The 23,561-nt window shown below is 72.3% G+C and carries 22 protein-coding genes; 11 read left to right on the top strand and 11 right to left on the bottom strand.

What is annotated here, in order from left to right:
• The first annotated feature begins 283 nt into the window (after positions 1 to 283).
• Positions 284 to 487: a cold-shock protein gene (locus AB0O15_RS26570; protein ID WP_364323441.1), complete on the top strand. Its 204-nt coding sequence runs from the start codon at positions 284 to 286 to the stop codon at positions 485 to 487.
• Positions 488 to 593: 106 nt separating this feature from the next.
• On the opposite strand, the gene AB0O15_RS26575 is transcribed toward AB0O15_RS26570, so the two are convergent.
• Together AB0O15_RS26575 and AB0O15_RS26580 are read right to left on the bottom strand one after the other, a co-directional pair.
• Positions 594 to 818 (bottom strand): hypothetical protein, encoded by a 225-nt coding sequence (locus tag AB0O15_RS26575; RefSeq protein ID WP_364323806.1) that lies wholly within the window; start codon positions 816 to 818, stop codon positions 594 to 596.
• 35 nt (positions 819 to 853) lie between these two features.
• Entirely contained in the window at positions 854 to 1,831 is a 978-nt protein-coding gene (locus AB0O15_RS26580) for an aldo/keto reductase (protein WP_364323443.1), read from the bottom strand.
• A gap of 65 nt (positions 1,832 to 1,896) precedes the next feature.
• Here AB0O15_RS26580 and AB0O15_RS26585 point away from each other — a divergent pair, with 65 nt between their 5' ends.
• Both AB0O15_RS26585 and AB0O15_RS26590 read left to right on the top strand, forming a co-directional pair.
• The gene (locus AB0O15_RS26585; protein ID WP_364323445.1) at positions 1,897 to 2,637 is read left to right on the top strand and encodes a trans-aconitate 2-methyltransferase; all 741 of its coding nucleotides are present in this window, start codon (positions 1,897 to 1,899) and stop codon (positions 2,635 to 2,637) included.
• Between the two features lie 67 nt (positions 2,638 to 2,704).
• The gene (locus AB0O15_RS26590; protein WP_364323447.1) at positions 2,705 to 3,724 is read left to right on the top strand and encodes an adenosine deaminase; all 1,020 of its coding nucleotides are present in this window, start codon (positions 2,705 to 2,707) and stop codon (positions 3,722 to 3,724) included.
• Positions 3,725 to 3,759: 35 nt separating this feature from the next.
• Here the strand turns inward: AB0O15_RS26590 and AB0O15_RS26595 are convergent, their stop codons facing one another.
• The 4 genes from AB0O15_RS26595 to AB0O15_RS26610 form a co-directional block, all read right to left on the bottom strand.
• On the bottom strand, positions 3,760 to 3,918 hold the full coding sequence (locus AB0O15_RS26595) for a hypothetical protein (RefSeq protein ID WP_364323449.1): 159 nt from the start codon (positions 3,916 to 3,918) through the stop codon (positions 3,760 to 3,762).
• Positions 3,919 to 3,976: 58 nt separating this feature from the next.
• Positions 3,977 to 6,091: an RICIN domain-containing protein gene (locus AB0O15_RS26600; protein ID WP_364323451.1), complete on the bottom strand. Its 2,115-nt coding sequence runs from the start codon at positions 6,089 to 6,091 to the stop codon at positions 3,977 to 3,979.
• A 277-nt stretch (positions 6,092 to 6,368) separates the two neighbouring features.
• Positions 6,369 to 7,763: a HAMP domain-containing sensor histidine kinase gene (locus AB0O15_RS26605; protein WP_364323808.1), complete on the bottom strand. Its 1,395-nt coding sequence runs from the start codon at positions 7,761 to 7,763 to the stop codon at positions 6,369 to 6,371.
• An 8-nt stretch (positions 7,764 to 7,771) separates the two neighbouring features.
• Positions 7,772 to 8,461, bottom strand: coding sequence for a response regulator transcription factor (locus tag AB0O15_RS26610; protein WP_364323453.1), 690 nt, complete (start codon positions 8,459 to 8,461; stop codon positions 7,772 to 7,774).
• Positions 8,462 to 8,630: 169 nt separating this feature from the next.
• On the opposite strand from AB0O15_RS26610, the gene AB0O15_RS26615 reads away from it, so the two are divergent.
• From AB0O15_RS26615 to AB0O15_RS26635, 5 genes are read left to right on the top strand one after another with little or no spacing between them, the layout of a single operon-like run.
• Complete coding sequence (locus AB0O15_RS26615; RefSeq protein ID WP_364323455.1) at positions 8,631 to 9,302, top strand: DUF4184 family protein; 672 nt, start codon at positions 8,631 to 8,633, stop codon at positions 9,300 to 9,302.
• Between the two features lie 2 nt (positions 9,303 to 9,304).
• On the top strand, positions 9,305 to 10,192 hold the full coding sequence (locus tag AB0O15_RS26620) for an ADP-ribosylglycohydrolase family protein (RefSeq protein WP_364323457.1): 888 nt from the start codon (positions 9,305 to 9,307) through the stop codon (positions 10,190 to 10,192).
• 3 nt (positions 10,193 to 10,195) lie between these two features.
• Positions 10,196 to 10,684, top strand: coding sequence for a metalloregulator ArsR/SmtB family transcription factor (locus AB0O15_RS26625; RefSeq protein WP_364323459.1), 489 nt, complete (start codon positions 10,196 to 10,198; stop codon positions 10,682 to 10,684).
• Complete coding sequence (locus tag AB0O15_RS26630) at positions 10,681 to 11,160, top strand: SRPBCC family protein (RefSeq protein WP_364323461.1); 480 nt, start codon at positions 10,681 to 10,683, stop codon at positions 11,158 to 11,160. The genes AB0O15_RS26625 and AB0O15_RS26630 overlap by 4 nt, the downstream gene beginning before the upstream one ends.
• 29 nt (positions 11,161 to 11,189) lie before the next feature.
• Entirely contained in the window at positions 11,190 to 11,993 is an 804-nt protein-coding gene (locus tag AB0O15_RS26635) for an alpha/beta fold hydrolase (RefSeq protein WP_364323463.1), read from the top strand.
• Here AB0O15_RS26635 and AB0O15_RS26640 read toward each other — a convergent pair.
• The 3 genes from AB0O15_RS26640 to AB0O15_RS26650 are packed head-to-tail and all read right to left on the bottom strand — an operon-like array spanning position 11,980 to position 16,468.
• Entirely contained in the window at positions 11,980 to 14,070 is a 2,091-nt protein-coding gene (locus tag AB0O15_RS26640) for a glycosyl hydrolase (RefSeq protein ID WP_364323465.1), read from the bottom strand. The two genes, AB0O15_RS26635 and AB0O15_RS26640, sit on opposite strands and share 14 nt — an antisense overlap.
• Positions 14,067 to 14,828, bottom strand: coding sequence for an HlyD family efflux transporter periplasmic adaptor subunit (locus tag AB0O15_RS26645; RefSeq protein WP_364323467.1), 762 nt, complete (start codon positions 14,826 to 14,828; stop codon positions 14,067 to 14,069). Before AB0O15_RS26645 ends, AB0O15_RS26640 begins: the two co-directional genes overlap by 4 nt.
• Before the next feature lie 26 nt (positions 14,829 to 14,854).
• Entirely contained in the window at positions 14,855 to 16,468 is a 1,614-nt protein-coding gene (locus tag AB0O15_RS26650) for a glycosyltransferase family 2 protein (RefSeq protein ID WP_364323469.1), read from the bottom strand.
• A 388-nt stretch (positions 16,469 to 16,856) separates the two neighbouring features.
• Between AB0O15_RS26650 and thrS the strand changes: the two genes are divergently transcribed.
• Positions 16,857 to 18,842 carry a threonine--tRNA ligase gene (gene thrS, locus AB0O15_RS26655; protein WP_364323471.1) on the top strand — a complete coding sequence of 662 codons (1,986 nt, stop codon included), beginning with the start codon at positions 16,857 to 16,859 and terminating at the stop codon, positions 18,840 to 18,842.
• Positions 18,839 to 19,336 carry an HIT domain-containing protein gene (locus AB0O15_RS26660; protein ID WP_364323473.1) on the top strand — a complete coding sequence of 166 codons (498 nt, stop codon included), beginning with the start codon at positions 18,839 to 18,841 and terminating at the stop codon, positions 19,334 to 19,336. Before thrS ends, AB0O15_RS26660 begins: the two co-directional genes overlap by 4 nt.
• A gap of 27 nt (positions 19,337 to 19,363) precedes the next feature.
• Here the strand turns inward: AB0O15_RS26660 and AB0O15_RS26665 are convergent, their stop codons facing one another.
• Positions 19,364 to 19,960 (bottom strand): TetR/AcrR family transcriptional regulator, encoded by a 597-nt coding sequence (locus AB0O15_RS26665; protein WP_364323475.1) that lies wholly within the window; start codon positions 19,958 to 19,960, stop codon positions 19,364 to 19,366.
• 54 nt (positions 19,961 to 20,014) lie between these two features.
• On the opposite strand from AB0O15_RS26665, the gene AB0O15_RS26670 reads away from it, so the two are divergent.
• Positions 20,015 to 21,376 (top strand): FAD-dependent monooxygenase, encoded by a 1,362-nt coding sequence (locus AB0O15_RS26670; protein ID WP_364323477.1) that lies wholly within the window; start codon positions 20,015 to 20,017, stop codon positions 21,374 to 21,376.
• A 20-nt stretch (positions 21,377 to 21,396) separates the two neighbouring features.
• Here AB0O15_RS26670 and AB0O15_RS26675 read toward each other — a convergent pair whose 3' ends face one another.
• Positions 21,397 to 23,556 carry an elongation factor G-like protein EF-G2 gene (locus tag AB0O15_RS26675; protein ID WP_364323479.1) on the bottom strand — a complete coding sequence of 720 codons (2,160 nt, stop codon included), beginning with the start codon at positions 23,554 to 23,556 and terminating at the stop codon, positions 21,397 to 21,399.
• Positions 23,557 to 23,561 lie beyond the last annotated feature (5 nt).

Here is a 23,561-nt window from a genome sequence, read left to right on the forward strand (position 1 = left end):
GGTCCTCCGCGACGCTCCGTCGATGTGGGGGACCTTTTCCGTATCTGCCATGGTTTCTTCGAATGTCGCCGAGGGCAGCTTCCACGCCCGGTTTTCGGGTACAGTGTGCCCAGTTTTTGCGTACGTGGTGTGCTGCTCCGCACGCCTCCGAGATGCCATCCAGGGACCTCGGCGGACGAGCGGATGGGACGTCCTCTGGAAAGGCCGCCTCACTGGCGCCGCTGCTCGAAAACGGACATCGGCCCCTAGCATCACGGGCCGGCATTTTCAGAAGGAGAACAGCATGGCAACAGGTGCGGTGAAGTGGTTCAACGCAGACAAGGGCTTCGGCTTTATCACCGTCGACGGCGGGGGTGCTGACGTTTTCGTCCACTTCTCGGCCATCCAGACGTCGGGCTACCGGACTCTGGAAGAGAACCAGCGGGTCGAGTTTGAGATCGCCCAGGGCCAGAAGGGTCCCCAGGCGGAGCAGGTTCGCCCGATCTGAGACCACTAGCCGGCGACGACGTCGGCTGTCGGCTCCAGCGCGCGGGAGCTGACCGACACACAAGCGCCCCGCCTCCCATGGATGGAAGGCGGGGTGCTTGCGTTCGCTAGCGGGGCGGGGGCTGCTCCTCGGCCTGACGCGCCAGCTCGGCCCGCTTGGCCTGGTTGCGCCGGCGGGTGCCCAGCACCAGCAGCACCAGCCCGGCCACGGCCACCACCGGACCCACGATCGCCCACAGTGTCACGCCGGACATCGCGCTGCCGCCGACCAGGTCGAGGCCCTGCAGTGTCCACAAGCCACCGAGGACGAGCAGCAGCAGACCGATCGTCATCGGGGTCCAGCCGACCAGCTTCGGCTTCGCCTCGCCTACCACCGGTCGTGCACCTGAGGCCGGACGACCTCGTCGTAGATCCCGCGGACCGCCTGCAGCACCTCGGGATCGAGCGGCGGCAGCCCGGCCACCGCGGCATTCGCGCGGGCCTGCTCGGGGTTGCGGGCGCCCGGGATGACCACCGTGACGCCGGGCTGGTCGATGACCCAGCGCAGCGCGAGCTGCGCCATCGTCTCGCCGTCGCGGACCAGCGGGCGCAGCCGCTCGACCGTGGCCAGCCCGGTCGCGTAGTCCACACCGGAGAACGTCTCGCCGACGTCGAACGCCTCGCCGTTCCGGTTGTAGTTGCGGTGGTCGTCGGCCGCGAACGTGGTGTTCGCGTCGTACCGGCCGGAGAGCAGACCGCTGGCCAGCGGCACCCGGGCGATGATGCCGACGCCCGCCTCCCGCGCCGCGGGCAGCACCTGCTCGAGCGGCTTGAGGCGCAGCGCGTTCAGGATGATCTGCACGCTCGCCGTGTTCGGCCGGGCGATCGCGGCCAGCGCCTGGTCGGTGGTCTCGACGCTGACCCCGTACGCCGCGATCCGCTTCTCCTGCACCAACAGGTCGAGCGCGTCGTAGGTGGCGTCCGTCGAGAACACCGGCGTCGGCGGGCAGTGCAGCTGCACCAGGTCGAGGGTGTCGACGCCGAGGTTGGCGCGGGACCGGTCGGTCCAGGCGCGGAAGTTGTCGAGCGAGTAGTTCGCCACCTCCTGCGCCATCCGCCGGCCCATCTTCGTGGCCACGAACAGCCCCGGCCGGTCCTTGACGAACGAGCCGATGATCTGCTCGCTGCGGCCGTCGCCGTACACGTCGGCGGTGTCGATGAAGGTGACCCCGGCGTCGACGGCCGCGGCCAGCGTGGCGTGCGCGTCGTCCTCGGTCACCGTGCCCCAGTCGGCGCCCAGCTGCCAGGCGCCGAGCCCGATCACCGAGGCGTCCCGTCCGATCCTTCGAAAGCTGCGATTTTCCACGGCTTGAGCCTATCCCTCGCGGTGCTAGAGTCCTGCAAGACGTACGTACGGTTTGGAGGCGCGCCGTGTGGGACCCCACCCTTTATCAGCGGTACGGAGATGAGCGCTCGCGTCCGTTCTTCGATCTGGTGGCCCGCGTGGGCGCCGAGAAGCCCCGGGCCGTGGTGGATCTCGGCTGCGGGCCGGGTGCGCTCACGGCCGCCCTCGCCCGGCGGTGGCCCGGCGCCCGGGTGACCGGCGTCGACTCGTCGCCCGAGATGATCGCGGAAGCGACCGGGGTGATCGACGCCGAACTGGGCGACGTGCGGGAGTGGCGGCCGGCGCCGGACGTCGACGTGCTGGTCACCAACGCGACGCTGCAGTGGGTGCCCGGGCACGAAGACCTGCTGGTCCGATGGGCGGCCCAACTGCCCGCCGGCGCCTGGATCGCGATGCAGGTGCCCGGCAACTTCGACGCGCCGTCCCACCGGGCCCTCCGCGAGCTCGGCGCCGGCTACGGCCTGGGCGAGGTGCTGCGCGAGGCGCCGGTCCTCGATCCGGCCGGCTACGCGGCCCTGTTCGGCGGCGCGGTCGACGCCTGGGAGACCACGTATCTCCACCTCCTCCCCGAGACTGGGCCCGATCACCCGGTGCTGCGCTGGATGGAGGGCACCGCGCTGCGCCCGGTCCGGGCGGGGCTGGACGACGCGGCATGGCAGGATTTCCGGGGTGCCCTGGCCGCCCGGCTGGCCGCCGCCTACCCGGCGCGCGACGGTCGCGTGGCCTTCCCGTTCCGCCGCGTCTTCGTGGTGGCCCGAACGCCGTAGTGGTAGGACCGGGCCGCATCCGCGCCCGGAATACCGCGCTGAGCTACCACTGAGCTGAGGAGACGCCGTGACCGACCTGACCGCCTTCATCGCCGGGCTGCCCAAGGCCGAGCTGCACGTGCACCACGTCGGCTCGGCCTCGCCGCGGATCGTGGCCGAGCTGGCCGCCCGGCACGAGGGGTCCTCGCCGGTGCCGGCCGACCCGGCGGCGCTCGCCGACTACTTCGCGTTCCGCGACTTCGCCCATTTCATCGAGGTCTACCTGAGCGTCGTCGACCTGATCCGGGACGACGAGGACGTGCGGATGCTGACCTACGAGATCGGCCGCGAGCTGGCCCGCGGTCAGGTGCGGTACGCCGAGCTGACCGTCACGCCGTACTCCAGCGTCCGCCGCGGCATCCCGGCCCCCGCGTTCTGCGACGCCATCGAGGACGCCCGGAAGGCGGCGGCCAAGGAGTTCGGGGTCGAGCTGCGCTGGTGCTTCGACATCCCGGGCGAGGCCGGCCTGGCCGCGGCCGAGGAGACGCTGCGCATCGCGCTCGACGAGCGACCGGACGGGCTGATCAGTTTCGGGCTCGGCGGGCCCGAGATCGGGGTGCCGCGGCCGCAGTTCAAACCGTACTTCGACCAGGCCCGCGCGGCCGGTCTGCACAGCGTCCCGCACGCCGGCGAGACCACCGGCCCGGAGACCGTCTGGGCTGCGCTGCGTGACCTTGGGGCCGAGCGGATCGGGCACGGCATCTCCGCCGCCCAGGACCCGGCGCTGATGGCCCACCTGGCCGAGCACGGCATTCCGCTGGAGGTGTGCCCGACCTCCAACGTGCGCACCCGGGCGGTGGCCGACCTGGCCGAACACCCGCTGCCGGCGCTGGTCGCGGCCGGGGTCCGGGTCACCATCAACTCCGACGACCCGCCGATGTTCGGCACCACCATCGAGCAGGAGTACGCCGTGGCCGCCCGCCTGCTCGACCTGGACCAGGCCGGGGTGGCCGCGCTGGCCAAGGCGGCCGTCGAGGCGTCCTTCCAGCCCGCCGACGACCGCGCCCGGCTGTCCGCCGCGATCGACGACTACACAGCGGCGTTCTAGCGAACCGCGCGACCCGGAGTGACCGGACCGCGCGGTCAGAACCGCAGGGCGTAGAGCGGTTCCTGCCAGATCGCCAGCACGGCGAGAATGCCCAGGGTCAGCACGACCGCCCAGCGGATCAGGCGCCGCTTGCGGAAGCGGGGCTCGAACTCGTCCTCGTCGGTGATCGGGTCCACCCGCACATCGGTCTTCATCTGCGTCGTCTCCTCTCCCCGGCCGGCCGCCGGGTTCTCCGCGCCGGGAGCGTGCCGGTCAGGCCGGCACCGCCGCCCAGCTCTGGTGCCGGGATTCGTTGCCGTTCTGGAGCACCAGCACGCGTTGCGCGCCGAACCGCTGCTCACCCACCCCGACGAACAGGTCGCCGGTCGTGGTGCGCAGGGTGAAACCGTAGGCCGACTGGCGCAGCGTCCACAGGGCCGTCGCCGTCCCCTCGCAGTCGGACTGCACCAGCGGCGTGCCGGCGACCGGGTTGCCGCTCAGCGGCATCGCACACTTGCCGGTCGCCTTGGACCTCAGCGAGAAGTCGCCACCCGACCCGGGCACCAGCATCCACTGCTGCTGGGCGTCGCCGTCCGAGCCGCTCAGCGTGATCGCCGTGCCGTTCGCGGTGCGGGCCGCGTAGAGGTCGGCGGCGCCGCCGGTCAGCGCGTTCTCCAGGACGAACCAGGAGTTCTGGGTGGGCCGGGCGGCCGGCAGGGTGCGGCCCTCGGCCTTGGCCCGGAACTTGAGCGCGGCGTTGTTGATCGTCACCTGGTAGGCGGTGCCCGGCCGCAACCCGATCAGGCCGGCCCGGGTCGCCTTGGTGGTGGCGATGGTCACGCCGTCCACGGCCACCTCGTACGTGGCGTCGGGCGCGGCGGCGGCCCAGGTCAGCCGGACCGAGTTGTTGGTCGCGTCGCGTACCTCGAGGAACGCCGGGGCCGGCGCGGCCGGCGCCTGGAGCTGCTTGGCCGGCGGGCCGGACGCGGCCGGCGCCGGTCCCGACGGCCCGGCGCCCGGCGGGGGAACAGCGTCGCCCCCGCCGTCCGACTCGTCGCCCCCGGCCGCCTGCGACGGCCCGGCCGACGGCTTCCCGGGCGGCGAGGCGGATCCGCCGGGAACCGCGCCGGGCGCGTCCGGGACGTCGTCGCCGCCGTCGCCGCGCAGCAGGAACTCGCTCTGCGCCACGTTCCAGTTCTCGGCCAGCCAGCTGTTCTTCGGCGGGTTGGTGCTGAAGTAGTCGTCGTGCCCGCAGTCCAGCCGGTTCTCGTTCTTCTTCGGGCAGCGCTGGCGCACCGTCGCCCCGGACCGGTCCGGGTGGCACATCAGGTCGAAGTCGTCCGTGCAGCTGCCGCCGCCGGACGAGTTCGGCGAGGTCAGCAGGGCCGCGCCGAGCGAGCGGGTGAGCTGCTGGGCGGCCGCCACGGTGCTCCAGCAGCCGGCGTCGACCCGGGCGTACGACGGGCCGCCGTTGTTGCGGTTGCCCCCGCCGGGCCGGTTGTCGGCCACGAACGTGCTGATCCCGCAGTAGCGGTAGGCGTCGGAGAACAGCAGGTACTTGCGGTCGGTGCGGTTGTAGCCGAGGTCGGACAGCGCCTTCACGGTCTGCGGGAACGTGTCCAGCCCGTGCAACGGCACCTGCACCTCGGCCACGTCGACCCGGCAGGACGGGGTGGCTACGTACCGGATGTGCCGGGAGCCGCCGGTCTCGGCCGCCGACGCGTCGTAGATCGCGTCCACCCCGGCCGCCCAGTTCCGGATCGAGCCCACGAAGTCGGTGAAGCGGCTCGGCGTGCCGAGCGCGTGCACGTAGACGACCTGGACCCGGTTGCCGTCCCGGCCGTCGCCGGTGCAGGCCACGCCGTGGTTGCCCATCACGAAGTCGGCGTCGCCCGGCGCGGCGTCCGGCACCAGCGCCGGCTTGCCCTCGGCGAGCAGGCTGCCGCCCTCGTCCCGGACGATCTCGGCGTCCGAGGGCACCTTGGCCGCCTCACGCCGCGGCGGGACCGGCTCGGCCGCCTTCGCGGTCACCGGGACCACCGCGCGGGTGACCTTCAGGCCGGTCGGCGCCGGGTCGGGGCCGTGGGTGCAGGTCAGCGCGTCCAGCTCGTACGCCCCGGCGCACACCGAGCCCTCCGAGGCCGGCTTCAGGCCCTGGTAGATCAGCCCCTGCGCGGGCCGGTCGGTCTGCGCGGCGGCGAGCCGGACCGCCTGGCCCCGCGGCGGGTCGCCGCCGGAGCGCCCGGCCTCGATCATGCTCGGGCCGGCGATCGCGGCCGTGCCCAGGACGGCGACACCGACCGCGATCGGGAAGAGGTGTTTCCGTAGCCGCTTGGGAATTCTCCGCAGGGCGGCTCCGCGCAACGCATTCCGTCGGTGCGCGGACAAGAGAACATCTCCTCGGTGGGCGGCCGGGCGGTCGGGTGCGCGGTGGGTGGCGGTCATGGGGTTTCCGCCTCCCACCGCTCGGTGGCTACGCCGGCCCTGATCTCGGGGACGTTCTGGCGTCGGACCGGCAAGCCGGATGGGATCGGTCAAAAGCGTGCCAGCCCGGGACCGCGAGCGGAACGCCTTTAATACAGTTCTAAGCAAGTCGTCTACCGTCCGGAGTAATACGCCCACGGTGTGTTTCAGATCCGAGTGCTGGGGGGTCCACTGGGTCCGATCAGTGCGGCCGGCGCCTCCGGATGGTCTCGCGTTCTCGGGCCAGTCTTCCTATCAGACCGAAGCGGCTGGCCTGTTTCGGGGGCGCTTCCGCGTCGGCCAGCAACATCACCACGCTGGCCCCGCCGAGCGCGGCCCGGTCCAGGCTGACCGAGCCGCCGGTGGACTGGGCCGCCCGCCGCGCGATGTCCAGGCCCAGGCCGGTCGAGCCCTGGTTGCTCTCGCCGCGCTTCATCGCCCGTTCCGGGTCGGGGATGCCCGCGCCGGCGTCGTCCACCCGCAGCGCCACCCAGCCGTCCCGGCGGGACAGGCCCACCTCGAACGCGGTGCCCTGCGGGGTGTAGCGGAAGACGTTGCCCAGCACCGCGTCGAGCGCCGCCGCCAGTTCGGGCCGGGCCACCGGCACCGGCACCCGGGTGCTGGCGCCGACCACCTGGTACGGCCGGTTCTGGTCGCCGGCCAGCGCCGACCAGAACTGCATCCGCTCGCGGACCACCTCGGCGGCGTCGCACATGCCCACCTCGGGCGCGGAGGCGACCTGCTTGGCCACCGCCTGGCGGGTGGTGGTGATCAGGTCGTCGACCTCGCCCTCGAGCGTGGCGATGGCCACCCGGATGCGCCGGATGCCGCGGCGGCGGTCGAGCTCGGCCGCGGAGAACTGGCCGATCTGGGTGTCGTCCGGGTCGAGCGCCTCGGCGTCCAGGCGTAGCGCGGTCAGCGGGGTGCGCAGCCGATGGGACAGGTCGGCGACCATCTCGCGCTCGCTGGTGCGGGACGTGACCAGGCGGTCGGCCATCCGGTTGAAGGCGTACCCGGCCTCGGCCAGTTCGCGCGGGCCGGAGGGCTGGATGCGTACGCCCAGATCGCCGCCGCCCACCCGCAGCGCCGCCTGCACCAGGTTGCGCGCCGACATCACCGCGCCCCGGGCCAGCCGGTCGACCACGATCACCGAGCCGAGCACCAGGATCAGCGCGATCCCGACCAGCGTCCACAGGTCACGCGCCGTGCCCGCGGACAGCTCACTCTGCGGTACGAAGACCTCGATCACCGAGGTACGCCCGGCCACCGTCACCGGGCGCAGATGGACCAGCCCGTCGTCGGTGCCGACCAGCTGCGTCCCGGCCGTCGTGGCCGCCTTCGTCACGTCGGCGGCGGTCGCCCTGGTGCCGGCCGTGGTGTTCGGCGCGTGCACGACCAGATCGCCACCGGCCGACTGCACGGCCGCGTTGATGCCACCCCGGCCGGCGCCCGCGATGAGCGCGCCGGCGACCACGGAACTCTGCCGTTCCGCCGTGGCCACGGCCTTGTCCCGGTGGTCCGAACGGAGTTCCCAGCCCAGCGGGACGAGGAAGGCGAGGGCGGCGACGCCGGTCGTGGCGGCGGTGACCCAGGCCAGGCGCGCCCTTAGTCCGGCGCCACCAGCCGGAATCCGACTCCCCGCACGGTGCGCAGGTAACGAGGCTTCGCGGCTGATTCGCCCAGTTTCCTCCGTAGCCAGTACAGATGCACGTCGATCGTCTGGTCCTCGCCGACTGACGGCTGTCGCCATACCTCCTCCAGCAACTCCCGACGCGACACCACCCGGCCGGGCCGGGCGGCGAGGTACGCCAGCAGGTCGAACTCCTTGCGGGTCAGGGCCAACAGGGTGTCGCCGAGGCTGGCGCTGCGCTCGCCGATGTCGACGCGCAGCTCACCGACCTCGTGCACGGCCGGCTGCGCGGTGCGGCTGGCCCGGCCCACCCGGCGCAGCACGGTGGTGATCCGGGCGTCCAGGTGGGCGCCGGTGAAGGGCTTGACCATGTAGTCGTCGGCGCCGGAGCGGAGCAGCCGCACCACGGTCTGCTCGTCGTCGCGGGCGGTCGCGATGATGATCGGGACGTCGGTGATGCCGCGCAGCATGCGCAACGCGTCCGACCCGTCGAGGTCGGGCAGCCCGAGGTCGAGGACGACCAGGTCGGGAGTCTCCGCGGCGACCCGGCGCAGGGCGTCCAGGGCCGTGCCGACGGCGTGCACGGCATGCCCCCGGTCGGCCAGCGACCGGAGCATCGCACCGCGCACGACGTGATCGTCTTCGACGAGCAACACCGTGGCCATGCGAAGACCGTAGCGCCCGTGGCAAGCAACGCCTAAACCGTGATGCTGAGGAATCTATCGATCACCGAGAGTCACGGATTTCCATCCCGTCGTTGTCTTGACACGATCTCCGCAATCCCTGCACGCCGGCGTCACCGATGGCGCCGCCCGCGCTCCTAGCGTCGGGATCATGCCGCTGACGATTCCCACCCATCCGATCGCCGTCGTGCCGCTGAAGATCTGGCGGCCGCGCTGGTTCGACGGTGTCGCGCTGGTCATCGGGACGATGGCGCCGGACCTCTCGTACGCCATCCATGGTTTCGGGGTTCTGCCGCGCACCCACAACCTGCCCTCGCTGGTGTGGTGGAGCCTGCCGGTCACGCTGGTGCTCACCCGGCTGGTCCGGTGGGCGGCGCCGGGGGTGGCCGGGCATTTCCGGCTGGGCGACTACGGCGTGCTCGGCACGGTGCGTCATCGGTGGCACGTGACCGTGGGCTCGGCGCTGCTCGGGGCGTTCAGCCACCTGGTGTGGGACGCGTTCACCCATCCCGGCTACCTCTCGTGGTGGGGGCCGCTGTCCGACGCCTCGAACGTCGCCGGGTTCGTGGTCGGGACCCACCTGGTGGTCCGGATCGGGCGGTCGGGGCTGCTCCGGAAGTGGCACGGCGCCCCGCCCCGGTTCTCGCCGCGGCCGCTGGCCTTCTGGCCGATGGTGGCCGGGGTGGCCGGGTGCGGGCTGGCCGCCGTGCTGGCGTGGCCGGTCGACTGGTTCGCCGGGCAGGCGATCCGGGTCCTGGTGATCTGCGGACTGGCCCTGCTGGCGGGTGCCGCGGCCGCCCGGCGTGGGTTATTCTCAGGGTGACTATGACTTTTACCCTCTACCCCGACACCCGCCGCACCCTCGCTCTCGACAGCCTCGCCGGGCTCAGCGTCGGCGACGCGCTCGGCGCTCAATACTTCGTGCCGGGCAACTACGCGCACGACCTCCTCGACGCCCGGCTTCCCGCCGCCCCCTGGCCGTGGACGGACGACACCGAGGAGGCCTGCTGCCTGGTGGCGTGCCTCGGCGACGAGAGCGACTTCGACCGCGACCGGTTCGCCACGCTGCTCGCTTCGACCTTCGACCCCTATCGGGGGTACGGGCCCGGCGCCGTCGTCATGCTCCGCCAGATCCGTGAGGGCGTGCCGTGGCCGGTGGCCGCCGCGGCCGCCTTCGACGGGCAGGGCTCGGCCGGGAACGGCGCCGCGATGCGAGCCGCGCCGCTCGGCGCGTGGCACGCCGACTCCCTGGCCCGCGCGGCCGGGCAGGGCGCCCGGGCCGCCGAGGTGACCCACGCCCACCCCGAGGGCATCGCGGGCGGCGTCGCGGTGGCCGTGGCCGCGGCGGTGGCCACCGCGGCCCGGCTCGACGGTGACCGTCCCGACCTTCTCGGCGCCGCGCTCGCGCACACCCCGCCCGGTCGTGTTCACGACGGGCTGGCCCGGGCGCGGTCCTTGAGCGGCGTCGAGCGGGCCGCCTACGAATTGGGCAACGGCACCCGCTCGATGGCGTCCGACACGGTCCCGTTCGCCCTCTGGGTGGCCGCGCGGTACCTGGACGACTACCCGGCGGCCGTGGCGGCGTGCGTCTCCGCGGGTGGCGATGTCGACACCACGGCGGCGATCGCGGGCGGCGTCGTGGCCGCGTACACCGGGGTGGACGGCATCCCGCCGGCCTGGCTCTCGGCGCGGGAAGCTCTTCCCGACGTGTAACCGATGGGTTACGCTTCCGCCGTGGACGAGGTGGCGGGCGCGATCGCCGACCCGGTGCGGCGGGAGATCCTGCTGATGCTGCGGGAACGGCCGTTGTCGGCCGGGCAGGTCGCCGACCGGTTCGCGATCAGCCGCCCGGCCGTCAGCCGGCACCTGCGGGTGCTGCGCGAGGCGGGCCTGGTGGACGACGTGGCCGAGGGCCGCCGCCGGGTCTACGCGCTGGTCGCCGAGCCGCTCGACGAGCTGGCGGGCTGGCTGACCCAGCTCACCGCCCCGGGCGGCGCCGCCCCGGCCGACACCACGCCGGCCGACGCCACGCCGGCCGACACCACGCCGGCCGAGGCCGGCTGGCAGCGCCGTTTCGACGCGCTGGAGACCGAGGTCCACCGCACCCGCCGCGAGCGGCGCGTGGCCGCCGACCGCCACCCCGACCAGGACCGCGAGCGGCGCACCGCCGCCGAGAACCATCCCCACCAGGAGAAGAGCGCATGAGCCCTGCACCCACCGGGCGCCTGTCCGGCACCGATCTCGTGCTGACCCGCACCTTCCGCGCGCCCGTCGACGACGTCTGGGCCAGCCTCACCGAGTCCGGACGGACCGCCCGCTGGTTCGGCCCGTGGCAGGGCGACGCCGCGCCCGGCAACACCATCAAGGTCCAGATGGCGCTGGAGGAGGGCGAGCCGTGGATGGACATGACCATCGAGGCCTGCGAGCCGCCGCGCCGGCTCGCCCTGTCGTCGGTCGACGAGCACGGCAGCTGGCACCTGGAACTGGAGCTGGCCGAGACGGCCGGGGTGACCGAGCTGCGCTTCACCCAGCACGGCGTCGAGCCGGACGAGGTCGGCTCGGTCGGTCCCGGCTGGGAGTACTACCTCGACGCGCTGGTCGCCGCCCGCGAGGACCGGCCGTTGCCGAGCTTCGACGACTACTACCCGGCGATGAAGGACCACTTCGAGGCGCAGCGTTAGGCGCGCCCGATCCGGGGCACGTTGCCCGTATGAGACGGCTGACTCGCGCCGACCGGCGGCTGATCTTCTCGGCGCCGCGACCCGCCTCGGGGTTCACGAGCGCGATGGTGACCGCATGCGGCCTGCGCCTGCACGTGCGGCAGCGGCCGGACGCCGAGGGCACGCCCTGGGTGCTGCTGCACGGGCTGGCCGTGTCACACCGCTACCTGATGCCGACGGCGGCGGCGCTGCCCGGCCCGGTGTACGTGCCCGACCTGCCGGGGTTCGGCCACTCGGCGAAGCCCGGCCGGGTGTTCGACGTGGCCGAGCACGCCGACCTGATCGCGTCCTGGATGGACGTGGCCGGTCTGACCCGCGCCCACGTCCTGGGCAACTCGTTCGGCTGTCAGGTCGCCGTCGAGCTCGCCGTGCGCCGGCCCGACCTGGTCGCCTCGCTCGTGCTGGTCGGGCCGACCGTCGACCCGGCGGCGCCGACCGCCGGCGGTCAGGCCGGTCGCTTCGTCCGGGACCTGTTGTGGGAGGACCCGCGGCAGCTGCCGATGATCGCCACCGACGTCCTGGACGCGGGGCTGGGCCGGGTCCTGCGTACCCTGCGGCATTCCGTTGACCATCGGATCGACCAGCGCCTGCCGCTGGTGACCGCGCCCGTCCTCGTACTGCGCGGGGAACACGACCGGATCGCCCCGGCCGGCTGGACCGCCCAGGCGGCCGGGCTCGCGCAGGCAGGCCGCACCGGAGAAATTCCCGGCGCGGCCCACAACGCGATCACCACCGCCGGCCCGGCCACGGCGGCCGGCGCGGTGATGTTCGTGCGAGCCGCTATTCCGACGTGACCGTCCGCGGCGCCCTGGCCGATCCGAACGCCAGCGAGCCGATCGGCGCAGCGACGCCGGGTTGCGGCGGTCCCAGCACGACCAGGGACTCGACCCAGTAGCGGACCATGGCCCGGCTGGTGCTGTCCTCGCGGGTGACGCCCGCGTCGAGCCGGCGCTTGGCCGCCGCCGGGTCGGACAGCGCCAGGTCGGCGGCGAACAGGTCGCCCCACACCGCGGGCCGGTCGCCCAGCGCCCGCTCGCGGCCGGCCGACGGCCCGCGGTAGAACGCGCCCGCGGTCAGCGGCAGCAACTGGATGCCGAGGATGGACTCCGGCTTGGGGTCGAACCACGTCGCGAAGTCCACCTTGGCGTCCCACACGATGCCGGCGTTGCCGTGGGCGTACCCCGGCGGGCGGGTCAGCCCGTCGCCGAGCCAGTACATCCGGGCCGTGGCGGCCTCGACCGCGTAGTGCGTGATGCCGTACCCGGTCATCGCGTCGTTGCCCCGTACCCGGCCCCAGCGCACCACCGCCTCCCAGGCCGCGACCGCCTCGCTGGACGACTCCTGGTTGTTGCCGTCGGCGAACGGCGCGAAGCCGGAGGCGGCCGAGCTGCCCAGGTAGGCGTTGAAGGCCCGGAACGGCGGCAGCCCGCTCGCCGGTCCGATCGCCAGCGACCCGGCGTAGTCGCGGACGATCAGGTCGACCACGTCGCCGTAGTCGCGGGCGAAGCCGGGGTCGGCCGCGGCCAGCACGGCCGCGGCGCGAACCAGGTAGCCGTACTGGAAGTGATGGTCGTTGTAGTCCTGGGCGCCGAACTCGGCCGGCACCGCGATGAGCCCGCCCCAGCCCTTGTCGTAGCCGAAGTGACGACCGTCGGACGGCCCGCCGTAGGTGAGCCAGTCGACCAGTTGTGGCCGCAGCCGGTCGAGCGCCGTCTTCCGCTGAGCGTCCGCGCCCGAGGCCGCCGCGACCTCGGCGATCGTGGACAGCCGGCCGAGCTCCTTGAGTCCGAAGTAGCTGCCGCCCGCGCCGGCCCGGTCGGCCAGGTCGGCATCCAGATCCTTGCGTACGGCGGTCAGCGCCGCCGCGCTCAGGGCCACCTTCGGTACGGCGGTGAGCAGCCCCGGCATCGGCACGGTGACCTTCACCTCGGACGCCGAGGCCAGGGACAGCGTCCCCCGCGCGTCCGGGTAGGAGCCGGGCAGCGTGGCGGCTCCGGCCCGCTGGTGGGGGAGCAGGGCCCACGCCCCGGTCCGGTCGGTGGTCAGCGTCTGGGTGACCGTGCCGGCCTCGGGGTCGTACGACATCGCGGCCGTGGTGCGGGTGACCGGGTCGGCGGTGCTGGCCTTCTCCCAGCCGGCCCGGTCGGCGCCGTCGGGCACCCGGGCGACCGCGAGCTGCTCGCCGGCGCCGGTGATGGTGGCGCCGCTGAGCCGCAGGCCGGTGCCGAGAACATCCCAGCGCCCGCCCGCGATCTCGAGCCGGGCCCGGGCGCCCGAGCCGCCGACGTCCCGGAAGGCGCCGATCAGGCTGGGCGCCGCGCCCTGGAAGCGCAGCCACACCACCGGGCTGCCCTGCGCCACGGTGACGTCGACCCGCCCGCCGCCGGCCAGCTCCACCCGCAGCACGACGTGGAAGGCCCCGTAGCCGGCCACGCTGACCGCTCCGGTGGCGCCGCCCACGGTGAGGGCGGGCACGAACGCGGTGGTGATGGCGTTGGCCGAGGCGGTCACCGGCCCGCCGCTGATCTGCAGGCCGGCCGGGTCGGCCCGGACGGCCAGCGGGTGGGCCCAGATCGGCTGGGTGCGGGGCCCGGTCAGCGCCGAGCTCCACCACTGGTTGGTCGGCACCGCCCGGCCGGCGAGGTCGCCGGCCTGGGCGGGGGCCTTGGTCGGGGCGGAGGCGGCCGGCAGCGTGCCGGCGATGCTGCCGCGGCCGGTCACCGTGGGCACGGCGATCGGGTTCGCCGCGGCGTCCTCCATCACCGGGCCGGCCCGGTTCGGGGCGGCTTCGCGGTCCGGCGCGGCCGGGCCCGAGGTGCACGCGGACAGGGTCAGGATCACGGCCAGGGCGACCGGCAGGCGGATCCTCATGCGCTGTTCACCGCCGGGGTACGGCCGACGGCCGTCTTGGTGTCGACGACGACGTCGAACTGGAGACCCGGCACCAGCGTCCGCACCGTGGCCAGGGACGCCGGGTCGGGCTGGAGCACCACGGTGAGCAGGTCGGCGGTGGCCGGCGTGGCGGTGGAGTCGACCTTGGGCTCGACCTGCTTCAGGGTCGTCGGGATCCGGCCGGACAGTCCGGGGCCGGTCACGTACGCGGTCATCCCGAGCCGCAGCTTGCGCAACGTCTCGAGCGGCACGTCGACCTGGAACGCGAGGTCGGCCGGGTCGTACAGGGTGACGATCGGCTCGCCGGCCCGGGCGACCTGGCCCGGTGCGATGTTGATCTCGGTGACGATGCCCGCGGCGGGTGCCCGGAGCTGCTGCACCCGGGGCTCGCCGCCACCGTCGGCGGTCAGCGTGGCGGTGGCCAGCACGGCGCCGGCGGTGACGCTGGCCCGCTCGGTGGTCAGCACCCGGCTGACCACGGCGGCGTCGGCCGAGCCCACGGTGATCGGCTGGGCGGTCAGCACGGCCGTGCCGGCGTCCACCATGGTCCGTTCGGCGAGGCGCTGCCGCACGATGTGGTTGCCGCCCAGGACGGCGGCGGTGAGCAGGATCGAGACGACCAGGACGGTACGGGTGACCAGCAGCGCCCGCCGCAGCCGGTGTCTCGGCTGTTTCGGTTGCTCCGCCGGGGCTTCGGTCGCTTCGGTGTCCGGGGCAGGGGTGATCGTGGCGTTCATGGGGTGTGCCTTTCTCGACAGGAAGGTCAGGCGACGGCCGCGACGGGCCGCGGCTGAGCGTCGGGCTGTCCGCCGGTGGGAACGGGCGGGTTCTCCGGCGGGTTGGCGGGCGCTGCCGAGCGGTACCGGATCCGGCCGCCGGTGACCGATTCGACGATCATCCGGCCCAGGATCAGCACGATCATGGCGGCCCAGCCGACCGACAACCAGGTCGGCGCCGGGTCGGCCATGACCAGCACACCGACCACGATGGCGGTGGCGTTCAGCACCAGCAGGGCGACCAGGGGGATGACCGCCCAGAGCGATCGGCCGCTCTCGCCACCGGCGTTGGTGGCCTTCCACTTCGACGGCCGGCCGATCAGCACGCCGCCGAGCGCGCGGAGGTGCACCGGCGCGGCGCCGATGCTGGCCACGATCGCGGACGGCTTGAACCCGCCCGACTGCAGCCAGGTGACCAGCAGGACGGCGGCCTGGAAGGGCAGGTAGTGGGTGGCCCAGGTGAAGCCGTCGGCCCGGATCGGGCTCAGCGCGAAGAGCAGGTAGAGCGCCGGGAAGAGCATGAAGGTCAGCATCGCCAGCGACAGCAGGTAGTGGGTGCCGCAGAACAGGTACTGCAGGCGCTGGTCGAGGGTCAGGCCGGTGCCGCGCTTGAACAGGCGGCCGCGCAGCAGCACCTCGAAGCCGCCGCTGGCCCAGCGCAGCTGCTGCTTCAGATAGGACGGAACATCCTCCGGGGTCAGCCCGCGGGCCAGCACCTGGGGCACGTAGATCGACTTCCAGCCGCGCCGGTGCAGCTCGATCGACGTCCAGATGTCCTCGGAGTTGCTGCCGGTCCAGATGCCGCCGATGCTGTCCAGCGCGGTCCGCCGGAACATCACGTTGGTGCCGACGCAGAAGGCGGCGTTGAAGTGGTTCTTGCCGGGGCAGACCAGCTCGTAGAAGATCCGCTGCGCCTCGCCGGAGCCGGTGGCGACCAGGTTGACGTTGTTCGTGTACGACTGCGGGGACTGCACGAACGCCACGTCCGGGTCCTGGAAGTGCGGCAGGATGCTGAGCAGGAAACCGGGCTCGGGCACGTGGTCGGCGTCGAGGACGACGACGAACTCGCCGTCGGTCCGGGCCAGCCCGGCGTTGACGTTGCCGGCCTTGGCGTGGGCGCCGCCCGAGCGGCGCAGGTAGCCGACGCCCACCTCGTCGGCGATGTCGCGCAGCTCGTCGCTGTCGCCGTCGTCGAGCAGGAACGTGCGGTGGGCCAGCTCCAGATCGCGGGCCGCCACCATGGTGCGCCGGACCAGCGCCGGCTCCTCGCCGTACGCGGTGATCAGCACGTCGATGGCCGGGACGTCGGCGCCGGCCCGGAGCCGGTTGCGCCAGACCGTGGCGTCCACCGCTTCGGGCCGGTCGTCGTGGGCCAGGATGGTCCACCAGGTGCCGATCAGGTGCAGCGCGGTCAGGCCCTCGGCCAGCAGCATGCTGATCCAGAGCCAGCCGGGTCCGCGGTAGGCCGGGTCGAGCAGGAACAGTTGATAGAACACGGTGGCCACGAGCGCCGCGATGATGCCGACGCGCGTGGAACGTTGCAGCGGCCGCCATGCCAGGCGGGCACCGGCCCGAGCCGGTGGTGCGGACGGTGCCGTCATTTAATGCTCCCGGAGAACTTGATATTCAGCGCCGTGAATTCGGTGCCGTCACCCAGACAACAGGACGATCGGGCGATCCGCGAGCGCTGGGGGAACATTTCTTCCGAGTCGGTTCTACCGATCGGTAATATGACGACACAAAATTGTTCGATCAAGTCCTGACCTGCGAATAACGGTGGCTTGATCGAATTCCCGACGAATGTGACGTGCGCGATCAGTGAGCGACGGCACAGTGTGAATAGAGCCCTGAGGCGCGATTTATCAATCACCGTGAAATGCCGTAGTAACGCGACCCGATGTGTCGCCGGTAACACCCTTTCGAGATGCGGCCCGGCCCGACCGGTAGCATCGGGGGCGATTCCACGTTCCGCTCCGAAGGAGAACCACCGTGTCTGCACCACTCGTCGTTCCGGCCGGTACCACCGCGGGCGACGCGGTGACGACCGCGGGTCTCCCGGCCAACGGGCCCAAGGCGATCGTCGTGGTGCGCGACCCGGGCGGCCGGCTCCGCGACCTCGACTGGGCGCCGGAGCTCGACACCGAGGTGACCCCGGTGGCGCTCGACGAGCCCGACGGGCTGAACGTGCTGCGCCACTCGGCCGCGCACGTGCTCGCGCAGGCCGTGCAGGACACGTTCCCCGAGGCCAAGCTCGGCATCGGGCCGCCGATCGAGAACGGCTTCTACTACGACTTCGACGTGGCGAAGCCGTTCGTACCCGAAGATCTCGCGAAGCTCGAGAAGCGCATGCAGGAGATCGTCAAGGCCGGGCAGCGCTTCCGGCGGCGGGTCTACGGCTCGCTCGACGAGGCGAAGGCCGAGCTGGCGAACGAGCCGTACAAGCTCGAGCTGGTCGACATCAAGGGGGAGATTGGCTCAGCCGACCTCGAAGCCGAGGTGATGGAGGTCGGCGCCGGCGAACTCACCGCGTACGACAACCTCGACGCCAAGGACGGCCACCGCGTCTGGGGCGACCTGTGCCGCGGCCCGCACCTGCCGTCGACCCGGCACATCCCGGCGTTCAAGCTGATGCGCAGCGCCGCCGCGTACTGGCGGGGCAGCGAGAAGAACCCGCAGCTCCAGCGGATCTACGGCACCGCGTGGCCGACCCGCGACGCCCAGAAGGAACACCTCCGCCTGCTCGAGGAGGCGGCCCGCCGCGACCACCGCAAGCTCGGCGCCGACCTCGACCTGTTCTCGTTCCCGGACGAGATCGGCTCCGGTCTCGCCGTGTTCCACCCCAAGGGCGGGATCATCCGGCGCGAGATGGAGAACTACTCGCGGATCAAGCACGAGCAGGCCGGCTACTCGTTCGTGAACACCCCGCACATCACCAAGGCCGACCTGTTCGAGACCTCCGGCCACCTCGGCTGGTACGCCGACGGCATGTTCCCGCCGATGGAGATGGAAGGGGCCACGTACTACCTCAAGCCGATGAACTGCCCGTTCCACGACCTCATCTTCCGGTCGCGCGGGCGGTCCTACCGCGAGCTGCCGCTGCGGATGTTCGAGTTCGGCACGGTCTACCGCTACGAGAAGTCGGGTGTGGTGCACGGCCTCACCCGGGTCCGCGGCATGACCCAGGACGACGCCCACATCTTCTGCACCGAGGAGCAGATGGCGGACGAGCTGAAGTCGCTGCTCCAGTTCGTCCTCGACCTGCTCCGCGACTACGGCCTGCCCGACTTCTACCTCGAGCTGTCCACCCGCAACCCGGAGAAGTCGGTCGGCACCGACGAGAACTGGGAGAAGGCCACCGAGGCGCTGCGGTCGGCCGCCGAGGATTCCGGCCTCGAGCTGGTGCCCGACCCGGGCGGCGCGGCCTTCTACGGCCCGAAGATCAGCGTGCAGGCCAAGGACGCGATCGGCCGGACCTGGCAGATGTCGACCATCCAGGTCGACTTCAACCTGCCCGAGCGGTTCAACCTCGAATACTCGGCGGCCAGCGGCGGCCGCGAGCGTCCGGTGATGATCCACCGCGCGCTGTTCGGGTCGATCGAGCGGTTCTTCGGCGTGCTCACCGAGCACTACGCGGGCGCGTTCCCGGCCTGGCTGGCGCCGGTGCAGGTGGTCGGCATCCCGATCCGCGACGACCACGCTTCGTATTTGGAAGACTTCGCGTCCTCTCTCCGCCGCGAAGGGGTGCGGGCCGAGGTGGACTTCTCCGACGACCGGATGCAGAAGAAGATCCGCACCGCACAACAGCAGAAGATCCCGTTCATGGTGATCGCCGGCGACGACGACGTGGCCGCCGGGACGGTGTCGTTCCGCTACCGCGACGGCTCGCAGCGCAACGGCGTGCCGCTGGACGAGGCGATCGCGCACGTGACCGAGGTCGTCCGCGGCCGCGTGAACACGGGTCCGTCGGCGTCATGACCGAGCCGGACGGGCTGGAGCGGCTCTGGACGCCGCACCGGATGGCCTATGTGACCGGCTCTGACCAGCCGCCGGGCTGCCCGTTCTGCGACGCGCCGAAGCACACCGACGAGGAGAAGCTGATCGTCGCGCGGGGCTCGTCGGTGTACGTGATCCTGAACCTCTACCCGTACAACCCCGGCCACCTGCTGATCTGCCCGTACCGGCACGTGGCCGACTACACCGACCTGACCGAGGAGGAGGTGGCCGAGGTGGCCGCCTTCACCCGGCGGGCGATGGTGACGATCCGCCGTGCCAGCAGCCCGCACGGCTTCAACCTGGGCATGAACCAGGGCTCGGTGGCCGGCGCGGGCATCGCGGCCCACCTGCACCAGCATGTCGTGCCGCGGTGGGGCGGCGACGCCAACTTCATGCCGGTCATCGGCCGCACCAAGACCATGCCCATGCTGCTGGCCGACACCCGTACCCTGCTCGCCAAGGCCTGGACTTCCTAAGACCCTTCTTTTTGTACGCTCGACCGGTCAGGCCTTCCGCCCGGTGGAAGCGCCGGTCGAGGCGCCGGCCAGGGCTTTGATCCCGGCCACGACCTCTTCGGCCGACGGGGCGTTCTCGGGGTCGGTCATCCACTGGATGAGCACGCCCGACATCAGCGCCATCTGCACCGAGCCGAGCGTCCTGACCGTCTCGCGGTCGATCGACTCCTCGACCTGACCGGTGATCATCGCGGCCATGCCCGAGCGGCCCTGCCGGATGCCGTCGGCCATCTGTTCCCGCAGCTCCGGCGCGTGCTCGGCCTGGACCATGGCCTCGACCGTGGCCATGAAGAGCTCCCGGTCGGCCCGGGCCGTGCTGATGATCCGGCGCCACAGCCGGACCAGCTGCTCGTCGCCGGAGTCGCTGTCGTCGGTGACCATCGCGGCGCTGATCTTCTGACCCCACTCGTCGACCGCGCTGAGCATGGCCGCGTTCATCAGGGCCTTGGTCGAGCCGTAGTGGTAGCCGATGGAGCCCAGGTTGGTGCCCGACACGGCAACGATGTCGCGCGCGGTGGTGCGGGCGTAGCCCTTCTCGGACAGGCAGCGCCGTGCGCCGGCCAGCAGGTCCTCGCGATGCCCCATGGCTCTCATCCTAGGATCTATACAAACGTGTAAGACGTTTGTATAGTAACTCGCATGAGGAGTCGAGAGGTGCTGATCTCGGGGGCCGGCGTGGCGGGTCCCCTCCTGGCGTACTGGCTGGGCCGTCACGGCCTTCGGCCGACGATCGTCGAGCGGGCGCCCGCCCTGCGCGACGGTGGGTACAAGGTGGATGTCCGCGGAACGGCCATCGAGGTCCTCAAGCGGACCGGCGTCTACCCGGCGGCCCGGGCCCGGGACACCGGGATGCGGCAGGTCACCTACGTGACACCGACCGGTGGCAAGGTGGCCGCCCTCGACGCGAACCTGCTGATGGGCCGGCGCGGCGACGACATCGAGGTGATGCGCGGCGACCTGGTCCGGATCCTGGCCGAGGCGGCGGCGCCGGTCACCGAGTTCCGCTACGGCGACGCGATCGCCTCGATCTCGCCGGACGGCGACGTGGTATTCGAGAGCGGGCTGGAGCGGCGCTTCGACGTGATCGTGGGCGCGGACGGGTTGCATTCGGCGACCCGTCGGCTGGCCGGGCTGGACGCCCCGTTGCGGCACCTCGGCGCCTACCTGTCGATCGCCACGGTCCCCAACGACCTGCGGCTCGACCGTGAGGAGGTGTTCTGGGCGGTGCCCGGGCGGATGGTGTTCCTCTACAGCACCGGGCCCGACGAGCCGGCCAAGGCGGGGATGATCTTCGCGTCGCCCGAGCTGTCGCGCTCGACGGTCACCCGCGAGCTGGTGGCGTCGAAGTTCGCCGGCGACGGCTGGCAGGTGCCGCGGCTGCTCGAATCGATCCTCGGCGAGGCGCCCGGCCCGAGTTCGATCCCCGGCGAGGCGCCCAGGGCGAGTTCGATCCTCGGCGAGGCGCCCGGCGCGAGTTCGATCTTGAGCGGTGGCGCGGGCCCCGCCGCCACCCCCACCCCGGCACTGGGTGGGCGGCAACGTAGCGCGGCGGGCCCGGAAATTTCCGGCGCGGGCGACTTCTTTGTGGACAGTCTCAGTCAGGTGGATATCCCGCGGTGGTCGGCCGGCCGTGTGGTATTGCTCGGGGACGCGGCGTTCTGCCCGTCACCGGCGTCGGGGCAGGGCACCAGCACGGCCCTGTGCGGCGCCTACGTGCTGGCTAGGGCGCTGGCCCGGCACGGCGACACCGCGGCCGCGTTCGCGGAGTACGAGGGGACGCTGCGCCCGTACACCGAGCGGAATCTCGCGCTGGGCCGGAAGATGGCCGGTCAGATGGTGCCGGGCGGGCGGCTGAGCATCGCGATGCGCAACTACGCGATGCGGACGCTGCGCCTCAACCCGTGGCACAAGCAGATCATCGCTTCGGTGAACAAGCCGATCTTCGAGGCGGCCAACGCGCTGACGTTGCCCGATGAGGAGCTGCCGGCGGCCGCCCACTGAGTGGCCGGCCGCCGGTGGGATCACTTGGCCGCGTGCTCCTTCAGGACCGCGTCGGCCACCTGGGACGGCATCGGCTCATGGCGGGCGTACGTGCGGCTGAAGGTTCCGGCCCCGGAGGAGATGGCGCGCAGCTCCACCGCGTACCGGATCAGTTCGGTGGCCGGCACCTCGGCCCGCACCAGGCTGAACTCCCCGGTCTCGTCGGCCTCCGTGCCGAGCGGCCGGCCACGCCGGCCGGAGAGGTCGCTCATCACCGCGCCGACGTACTCGTCGGGGACCCGGACCACGACCTCGTCCACCGGCTCCAGCAGCACCACCTCGGCCGCGGCGGCGGCCTCCTTCAGGGCCAGCGCCCCGGCCGTCTGGAACGCGGCATCCGACGAGTCGACGCTGTGCGCCTTGCCGTCGTAGAGCGTCACCTTCAGGTCGACGACCGGATAACCGGCCGCGATGCCCTTCTCGAGCTGGGCCCGGACGCCCTTCTCGACCGACGGGATGTAGTTGTGCGGCACCGCACCGCCCACCACCTTGTCGGCGAACTCGAAACCGGACCCGCGGGGGAGGGGCTCGACGTGGATGTCGCAGATCGCGTACTGACCGTGGCCGCCGCTCTGCTTGACGTGCCGGCCGTGACCCTTGGCGGCGCTGCCGAACGTCTCGCGCAGGGACACCTTGACCGGCTCGGTGTCGAGCTCGACGCCGCCGGCCCGGAGCCGGTCGAGGACCACGTCGGCGTGCGACTCGCCCATGCACCACAGGACCAGCTGGTGGGTGTCGGCGTTGCGTTCGAGCCGCAGCGTCGGGTCGCCCGCGACCAGCCGGGCCAGGTTCTTGGCCAGGGCGTCCTCATCGGACCGGGTCTTGGCGACCACCGCGATCGGCAGCAGCGGCTCGGGCATCGTCCACGGCGCCATCAGCATCGGGTCGTCCTTGCCGGACAGCGTGTCGCCGGTCTCGGCGCTGCCCGACTTGGTGATCGCGCAGATGTCGCCGGCGATGCAGCGGCCCGTCTCGCGCAGCTGGGCGCCGAGCGGGGAGTAGATGTGGGCGACCCGCTCGTCCGCGTCGTGGTCGGGGTGGCCGCGTTCGGCCAGGCCGTGCCCGGAGACGTGCACCACCGACTCGGGGGTGAGCGTGCCCGAGAAGACCCGCACCAGGGAGACCCGGCCGACGTGCCGGTCGATGGTGGTCTTCACGACCTCGGCGACCAGCGGGCCGTCCGGGTCGCAGGTGAGTGGCGCCTTGGGCGAGCCGTCCACGCCGGTGACCAGGGGCAGGTCGTGCTCCAGGGGCGAGGGCGCGCCGGAGACCAGGCCGTCGAGCAGCGCGTCGAGGCCGACGCCGGTGGCTGAGCAGACCGGGATGACCGGGTAGAAGTGGCCGCGGGCCACCGCCTTCTCCAGGTCGGGGACCAGCACGTCCGGACCGACGGTCTCGCCGCCGAGGTAACGGTCCATCAGGGACTCGTCCTCGGACTCGGCGATGATCCCCTCGATCAGCGCGTTGCGGTCCTCCTCGATCGGGGTCAGGTGGGCCGGCTCGGCCTGGCCGACCTGGGGCGGGTAGCCGGCCGAGTAGTCGAGCACCCGCAGCGTGACCAGGCCGAGCAGCCCGGCGATGGAGGCGCCGTCGTCGCCCAGCATCGGGCGGTAGATCGTCATCACGTTCTCGCCGAACGCGTCCTGGCAGTCGGCCAGGGTCTCGTCGAAGTCGGCGCGGGGGTGGTCGAGCCGGGTGATCGCCACCGCGCGGGGCATGCCCACCGCGGCGCACTCGGCCCAGAGCGCGGTCGTCGCCGCGTCCACCCCGTCGACCGCCGAGACCACGAAGAGCGCGGCGTCGGCGGCCCGCAGGCCGGCCCGGAGCTCCCCGACGAAGTCGGCGTAGCCGGGGGTGTCGAGCAGGTTGATCTTCACCCCGTCGTGGACGAGCGGAGCACAGGACAGGGCCACGGAACGCTGTTGCCGTACGGCCGCCGGATCGTGGTCGGTGACCGTGGTGCCGTCGGCGACCGTACCCGTCCTCGGGATCGTCGACGTGGCGGCGAGCAGCGCCTCGACCAGCGTCGTCTTCCCCGAACCGGAGTGGCCCACCAGCACCACGTTACGAACTCTGCCTGGCTCGGTCACCACCGGCGCAGCAGCGCCGGTGACCCCCTTTTCCGAAGTCTTCTGCGCCATGCCAG

Origin of the sequence: Actinoplanes sp. NPDC089786 (genome assembly GCF_040684855.1) — a bacterium.
Classification (GTDB): domain Bacteria; phylum Actinomycetota; class Actinomycetes; order Mycobacteriales; family Micromonosporaceae; genus Actinoplanes.

Excerpts from the sequence above, each read along its gene's own strand:
- AB0O15_RS26570 (WP_364323441.1), top strand. The coding sequence starts at position 284 with ATGGCAACAGGTGCGGTGAAGTGGTTCAACGCAGACAAGGGCTTCGGC.
- AB0O15_RS26575 (WP_364323806.1), bottom strand. The coding sequence starts at position 818 with ATGACGATCGGTCTGCTGCTGCTCGTCCTCGGTGGCTTGTGGACACTG.
- AB0O15_RS26595 (WP_364323449.1), bottom strand. The coding sequence starts at position 3,918 with ATGAAGACCGATGTGCGGGTGGACCCGATCACCGACGAGGACGAGTTC.
- AB0O15_RS26610 (WP_364323453.1), bottom strand. The coding sequence starts at position 8,461 with ATGGCCACGGTGTTGCTCGTCGAAGACGATCACGTCGTGCGCGGTGCG.
- AB0O15_RS26615 (WP_364323455.1), top strand. The coding sequence starts at position 8,631 with ATGCCGCTGACGATTCCCACCCATCCGATCGCCGTCGTGCCGCTGAAG.
- AB0O15_RS26620 (WP_364323457.1), top strand. The coding sequence starts at position 9,305 with ATGACTTTTACCCTCTACCCCGACACCCGCCGCACCCTCGCTCTCGAC.
- AB0O15_RS26625 (WP_364323459.1), top strand. The coding sequence starts at position 10,196 with ATGGGTTACGCTTCCGCCGTGGACGAGGTGGCGGGCGCGATCGCCGAC.
- AB0O15_RS26630 (WP_364323461.1), top strand. The coding sequence starts at position 10,681 with ATGAGCCCTGCACCCACCGGGCGCCTGTCCGGCACCGATCTCGTGCTG.
- AB0O15_RS26635 (WP_364323463.1), top strand. The coding sequence starts at position 11,190 with ATGAGACGGCTGACTCGCGCCGACCGGCGGCTGATCTTCTCGGCGCCG.
- AB0O15_RS26640 (WP_364323465.1), bottom strand. The coding sequence starts at position 14,070 with ATGAGGATCCGCCTGCCGGTCGCCCTGGCCGTGATCCTGACCCTGTCC.
- AB0O15_RS26645 (WP_364323467.1), bottom strand. The coding sequence starts at position 14,828 with ATGAACGCCACGATCACCCCTGCCCCGGACACCGAAGCGACCGAAGCC.
- AB0O15_RS26650 (WP_364323469.1), bottom strand. The coding sequence starts at position 16,468 with ATGACGGCACCGTCCGCACCACCGGCTCGGGCCGGTGCCCGCCTGGCA.
- AB0O15_RS26660 (WP_364323473.1), top strand. The coding sequence starts at position 18,839 with ATGACCGAGCCGGACGGGCTGGAGCGGCTCTGGACGCCGCACCGGATG.
- AB0O15_RS26665 (WP_364323475.1), bottom strand. The coding sequence starts at position 19,960 with ATGGGGCATCGCGAGGACCTGCTGGCCGGCGCACGGCGCTGCCTGTCC.
- AB0O15_RS26670 (WP_364323477.1), top strand. The coding sequence starts at position 20,015 with ATGAGGAGTCGAGAGGTGCTGATCTCGGGGGCCGGCGTGGCGGGTCCC.
- AB0O15_RS26675 (WP_364323479.1), bottom strand. The coding sequence starts at position 23,556 with ATGGCGCAGAAGACTTCGGAAAAGGGGGTCACCGGCGCTGCTGCGCCG.